Raw genomic sequence first — 6402 nt, 5'->3', positions numbered from 1 at the left:
CCTCGTTTATGCTATCTCCACCCCAACGGGTGCCGCCGCCCCCGCCCCCCCCCCCCGCCCCCGCCCCCGCTCCCGTTCCTGGTTTCCTTCAGGTCTAGGCGACCGCGCGGGCGAACTTCCGCGTCGCCCACAGCACGAGCACGATCGTGAGCGCGCCGAGGATCACCGGCGCCTGCCACACGGCCGCGGTCGACATCTCGCCCGCGAACAGGTCGCGCGAGGCCTGCACCGCGTAGTAGAACGGGTTGAAGTCCGCCACGTTCTGCAGCCACTGCGGCGCCATCACCATCGGCAGCATGATGCCCGAGATGAGCATGATCGGCTGGACGAGCGTGTTGATCGTCGGCGCCATCGCGTCCTCGCTCTTGAGGATGATCGCCAGCCCGAGCGACACGGCCGCGAGCATGAACGCCGTCAGCATCACGATGAGCAGCATGAGCGCCACCCCGGGCCAGTAGACGTCGAGCTTCCCGGTCAGCGACGCGAGCAGCACCAGCGCGAGCGACTGGAACACCGTCGTCGTCACCGTCGAGAGGGTGCGGCCGAGCATGAGCGCGACCCGGCTCACCGGGGTCACGCGCATCCGCTCGATCACGCCCTGCCGCAGCTCGGCGATGAGGCCGAAGCCGACGAACGCGGAGCCGAAGAGCGCCATCATGATGATCAGGCCGGGCACGAACGTCTCCATCGCGCCGTTCTCGAAGCCGGGCATCCCGTCCATCGGCTCGAGCAGCGGCGCGAACAGGAACAGGAAGTAGATCGGCTGCACCAGCATGACGATGAGCCACACCGGCTGCTTCAGGTTGAGCTTCATGGCCCGGGAGTAGACGAGCCAGGTGTCGCGAATGGTCTTCACCGTTATTTCTCCTCTCGCAGCGACCGGCCGGTCTGCTTCAGGAACACGTCGTCGAGGCTGGGCCGGTGCAGCTCGATGGAGGCCGGGGTGATCGCGGCGGCGTCGAGGCCGCGCAGAAGCTCGGGGAGGGCGGCGGCGCCGTCCTCGACGTACATGCGCAGGACCGCGACGCCGGTGGCCGGGTCGGGCTCGCCCGCCTCGACCTCGCGCACGAAGTCCTTGGCGGCGAACAGCTCCTGGGCCTCGGCGGCGCGGTCGGCGACGCCGACGGCGACGACGTCCCCGGCGACCTCCTTCTTGAGCGCGAGCGGCGTGCCCTCGGCGACGATCTCGCCGTGGTCGATGATCGCGAGCCGGTCGCAGAGCGCGTCGGCCTCGTCGAGGTAGTGCGTGGTCAGGAAGATCGCGGTGCCGCGCTCGCGCAGCCCCCGCACCTCGTCCCACATGTGCGCGCGCGACTGCGGGTCGAGGCCCGTGGTCGGCTCGTCCAGGAACAGCAGCTTCGGCTGGTGCATGATGCCGAGCGCGATGTCGAGGCGGCGCTTCTGGCCGCCGGAGTAGGTCTTGACGTTGCGGTCGGCGTACTCGCCGAGCTGGAACGACTCGAGGACCTCGACGGCGCGGGCCTGCGCGGCCTTCTTCGACATGCCGTACAGGCGGCCCTGCATGACCAGTTCCTCGCGGGCGGTGACCTCGCCCCAGGTGCCGCCGGCCTGGCCGACGTAGCCGATGTCGCGGCGGACCTTCGCGGACTCCTTGGCCAGGTCGTGGCCGCAGACGACGGCGTGGCCCTCGGTGGGCTCGATGAGGGTGCTGAGCATCCGCATCGTGGTGGTCTTGCCGGCGCCGTTGGGGCCGAGGAGGCCGAAGACCTCGCCTTCCTTGACGGCGAGGTCGACGCCGCGCACGGCCTCGACCTGCTTGCCGCGGGACTTGAAGGTCTTCTTCAGCCCCTTGGTCTCGATGAGCATGGGTACCTCACGGGTGGTTGAACGATGTTCCTATTTCCTTGTTCAAACTTGACTATAGCGACGGGGTAGCGAAGGGCACAACCAGGTATAGGCGAGATTGTGAGGATAGTCAAAGGGATACTATTCAGCCATGTGGAGCACGCGTCTACTCGTCCTCGGCCTCGTCCGCTGGCTCGGTCCCGTCCACGGCTACCTGGTGCGCCGGGAGCTGGACTCGTGGCGGCTGCCCGGGGTCTCCGAGATCGGCGCGGGCTCGATCTACCACGCGCTCAAGAAGCTCACGGCCGACGGCGCCATCGAGGTCGTCGGCACCGAGTCCGTGGACGCCCGCCCCGCGCGCACCACGTACCGGATCACCGCGGCAGGCGAGGCCGAGTTCCAGCGGACGCTCCGCGAGAAGCTCTGGGAGGTCACGGCCTCCGACGACCCGTTCCACACCGCGTGGACCTTCGCGCAGGTCCTCAGCCCCGCCGAGAACATCGCGATGCTCCGCCAGCGCGCCGAGACCCTATACGGCCGCGTCGAGATGGTGACGCAGGTGCTCGCGTCGACCACTTCGGACTTCAAGGAGGCCAACGGGGAGGCGTTCGTCCCGGCGCACGCGCGGGCGATGATCAAGCGCCAAGCCGACCTGTGGGCCGTGGACGCCGAATGGTGCGAGCAGACCGCCGACCGCATCGAGTCGGGCGACCTCGATCTCGGGCCCGACCTCGACGCGGCCCACGCCGCCTACTGGCGCGAGGCCATCAGCAGCGACCTGTTCCCCACCCGGGTCGCGCAATGGCGCGAAGGGATCGAGGAGTGACGGCGCCGCGCCGCCCTGAACGATCGTTCAACAAATCACGCTAAAATTTACACAATACTTGTTGTGGAGACCCTCCAGGCCGTAGGCGGTTTATGCCGTTTCATCCGGGCATCCGGCGACGGCGAGGCCCCGGACTCCGATACCCGGCCATTACACTGCGGAACGTGCGCAAGGTTTTGATCGCCAACCGCGGCGAGATCGCAGTGAGAGTCATCCGGGCCTGCCGGGACGCCGGGTACGAGTCCGTCGCCGTCTACGCCGACGGCGATCGCGATGCACCCCACACACTCCTGGCCGACGAGGCCTTCGCCCTCGACGGCCTCACGGCCGCCGACACCTACCTCAGGATCGACAAGCTCCTGCGGATCGCCGAGCGGTCCGAAGCGGACGCCGTCCACCCCGGGTACGGGTTCCTGTCCGAGAACGCCGAGTTCGCGCAGGCCGTGATGGACGCCGGGCTCACCTGGATCGGCCCGACGCCGCAGTCCATTCGCGACCTCGGCGACAAGGTCACGGCCCGGCACCTCGCCATGAAGGCGAACGTGCCGTTGGTGCCCGGCACCAAGGACCCGGTCAAGGACGCGACCGAGATCCTCGCGTTCGCCGACGAGCACGGCCTGCCCGTCGCCATCAAGGCCGCCTTCGGCGGCGGCGGCCGCGGCCTCAAGGTCGCCCGCGAGCGCGACGAGATCCCCGACCTGTTCGAGTCCGCCGTGCGCGAGGCCGAAGCCGCCTTCGGGCGCGGCGAGTGCTTCGTCGAGCGGTACCTCGACCGGCCGCGCCACGTCGAGGCGCAGGTCCTCGCGGACACGCACGGCAACGTCATCGTCGTCGGCACCCGCGACTGCTCCCTGCAGCGCCGCCACCAGAAGCTCGTCGAGGAGGCGCCCGCGCCGTTCCTCACGGACGAGCAGCGCGCCACGATCCACAACGCCGCCAAGGCGATCTGCAAGGAAGCCGACTACCACGGCGCGGGCACGGTCGAGTTCCTCGTCGCAGTCGACGGCACCATCTCGTTCCTCGAGGTGAACACGCGCCTCCAGGTCGAGCACCCCGTCTCGGAGGAGACCAGCGGGCTCGACCTCGTGCGCGAGCAGTTCCGCATCGCCTCCGGCGAGGCCGTCCCGCTCACCGAGGACCCCGCGCCGCGCGGCCACTCGATCGAGTTCCGCATCAACGGCGAGGACCCGGGCCGGGGCTTCCTGCCCGCTCCCGGCGCCGTCACGAAGCTGCGGCTGCCCGCCGGGCCCGGCGTGCGCGTCGACACCGGCATCGAAGAGGGCACCGTCATCGACGGGAACTTCGACTCCCTGCTGGCCAAGGTCATCGTCACCGCCTCCACCCGTGAAGAGGCCCTGCGGCGTTCGCGCCGCGCCCTCGCGGAGATGGAGGTCGAGGGGCTCGCGACCGTGCTGCCGTTCCACCGGGCCGTGATCGAGGACCCGGCGTTCGCCGAGGACTTCACCGTCCACACCCGCTGGATCGAGACCGAGTGGGACAACACCCTCGAGCCGTACGGCGCCGGCGCCTCGGCCGGCGGCGACGCGGAGGACCGCACCAGCCTCGTCGTCGAGGTCGGCGGCAAGCGCCTCGAAGTGTCGATCCCCGCCGGGCTGCTCAACCCGGTCGCCTCGAACAAGCCGAAGAAGCGCGGCCCCAAGAAGCAGGCCGACGCGGGTCCGGCCATCGGCGGCGACGGCCTGCCGTCACCGATGCAGGGCACCATCGTGAAGGTCGCCGTCGCCGACGGGCAGACCGTCGTCAAGGGCGACACGATCGTCGTCCTCGAGGCGATGAAGATGGAGCAGCCCATCGAGGCGCACAAGTCCGGCACGGTCTCCGGGCTCGAGGTCGCGATCGGCGACGTCGTGGCCGCCGGGGCGCCGATCTGCCAGATCTCCGATTGAGCCGCGTAACGGATCTGTCAGATCGCAGACTTACAACCGGGCACCGGTAGAGGGAGAATGGTCAGTGCTGTGCGTAGCACCACAAGCACTGCTCTCATCGACCGAAAACGGGTTAGGGTTCCCGGCGGCGGAAATCCTCCGTCCGGCACCCGACCACTCCCTACAGGGGGACAGCCATGCGCTTCATCGACGGACAACCCGGCCACGACCTCACCTACTCGGACGTGTTCATGGTCCCGAACCGGTCGAGCGTGGCCTCGCGCCTCGACGTCGACCTGTCGACCGCCGACGGCACCGGGAACTCGATCCCGATCATCGCGGCCAACATGACCGCGGTCTCGGGCCGGCGCATGGCCGAGACCCTCGCGCGGCGCGGCGCCCTCGCCGTCATCCCGCAGGACATCCCGGTCGACGTCGTCGCGGACGTCATCGCGCGCGTCAAGTCCCGCCCGCTCGACTGCGACGCGGCCCTGACCCTCCCGCCCACCGCGACGGTGGCCGAGGCGATCGCCCTGTTCCCGAAGCGCGCCCACGGCGCGGTCATCGTCACCGACTCCGAGCGCCGGCCGCTCGGCGTCGTCACCGAGGCCGACTGCCGCGGCGTCGACCGCTTCACCCAGCTCGAGCAGGTCGCGTCCGACCGGCTTGTCACGCTGCCCATGGGGATCTCCGACGCCGAGGCGTTCAAGGTCCTCGAGGACGCCAACATCAGGCTCGCGCCCGTCCTCGACGGCGACGGCCGCCTCCACGGGGTCCTCACCAGGGCCGGCGCCCTGCGCAACACCATCTACTCGCCGAACACCGACGCGAACGGGAAGCTCCGTGTCGCCGTCGCCATCGGCATCAACGGCGACGTCACCGGCAAGGCGACCGCGCTCGTCGAGGCCGGCGCCGACGTCATCGTCGTCGACACCGCGCACGGCCACCAGGAGAAGATGCTCGACGCGCTCAAGCTCGTGCGCGACGCCGCCCCGAACCTCCCGATCGCCGCGGGCAACGTCGTCACCGCCGAAGGCGCGACCGACCTCATCAACGCGGGCGCCGACATCGTCAAGGTCGGCGTCGGCCCGGGCGCCATGTGCACCACCCGGATGATGACCGGCGTCGGCCGGCCCCAGTTCTCCGCCGTCCTCGAATGCTCGGCCACCGCGCGCCGCTACGGCAAGCACGTGTGGGCCGACGGCGGCGTCCGCCACCCGCGCGACGTCGCCCTCGCACTGGCGGCGGGCGCCTCGAACGTCATGATCGGGTCCTGGTTCGCCGGCACGCACGAATCCCCCGGCGACATGCACTACGACGCGGACGGCAAGGCCTTCAAGGAGTCCTTCGGCATGGCCTCGGCCCGGGCCGTGAAGGCCCGCAGCGCAAGCGACTCGTCCTTCGACCAGGCCCGCAAGGCCTTGTTCGAAGAGGGCATCTCGACCGGCCGGATGTACCTGGACCAGAAGCGCCCCGGCGTCGAGGACCTGCTCGACTCGATCGTGGCAGGCGTCCGCTCCGCGGCGACCTATGCGGGCGCGACGAACCTGGAAGAGTTCCACGAGCGCGCGGCCGTCGGCGTCCAGTCCGCCGCGGGCTACACGGAAGGCGCGCCGGTCCCTAGCAGCTGGTAGGCACAGCAAAGAACGAATCATCATCGACAGGCGTCCGCCGTTAGGCGGGCGCCTTCGGTGTCTCTTGTGCGTGGTTGTGGTGTGCCGCTAGGCGGTGCTTGGTCCTTTCTTGTGTGCGTGTCGTTCGGGTTCGCGAGGTGTCTGGTTTGGTGCGGGCGCACCAGCGCCTTTGCTGGTGCGCCCGCGAATGACCTCGCGAGGTGTCCTGGCAGGAGCCGAGCGCGGGTGCACCCGCGCTCGGTCTTCGGGG

At 69.8% G+C, this 6402-nt stretch carries 5 protein-coding genes; 3 read left to right on the top strand and 2 right to left on the bottom strand.

All coding sequences use genetic code 11. From position 1 onward, the window contains the following. Positions 1–94 precede the first annotated feature (94 nt). Together O2L01_RS13985 and O2L01_RS13980 are read right to left on the bottom strand one after the other, a co-directional pair. Positions 95–856, bottom strand: coding sequence for an ABC transporter permease (locus tag O2L01_RS13985; protein ID WP_270122568.1), 762 nt, complete (start codon positions 854–856; stop codon positions 95–97). 2 nt (positions 857–858) lie between these two features. After that, complete coding sequence (locus tag O2L01_RS13980; RefSeq protein ID WP_270122567.1) at positions 859–1827, bottom strand: ATP-binding cassette domain-containing protein; 969 nt, start codon at positions 1825–1827, stop codon at positions 859–861. A gap of 130 nt (positions 1828–1957) precedes the next feature. Between O2L01_RS13980 and O2L01_RS13975 the strand changes: the two genes are divergently transcribed. From O2L01_RS13975 to O2L01_RS13965, 3 genes are all read left to right on the top strand, one after another. Beyond that, on the top strand, positions 1958–2632 hold the full coding sequence (locus O2L01_RS13975; RefSeq protein WP_270122565.1) for a PadR family transcriptional regulator: 675 nt from the start codon (positions 1958–1960) through the stop codon (positions 2630–2632). A 164-nt stretch (positions 2633–2796) separates the two neighbouring features. Beyond that, a complete protein-coding gene (locus tag O2L01_RS13970; RefSeq protein WP_270122564.1) occupies positions 2797–4539 on the top strand; it encodes an acetyl/propionyl/methylcrotonyl-CoA carboxylase subunit alpha in 1743 nt (580 codons plus the stop codon). Positions 4540–4715: 176 nt separating this feature from the next. Further along, a complete protein-coding gene (locus tag O2L01_RS13965) occupies positions 4716–6152 on the top strand; it encodes a GuaB1 family IMP dehydrogenase-related protein (protein ID WP_270122563.1) in 1437 nt (478 codons plus the stop codon). The last annotated feature ends 250 nt before the right edge of the window (positions 6153–6402 follow it).

This window comes from Glycomyces lechevalierae (assembly GCF_027622945.1).
Taxonomy (GTDB): Bacteria; Actinomycetota; Actinomycetes; order Mycobacteriales; family Micromonosporaceae; genus Glycomyces; species Glycomyces rutgersensis.
The sequence above is the reverse complement of the archived record's forward strand: the minus strand, read 5'-3'. Positions and strand labels throughout refer to the sequence as shown.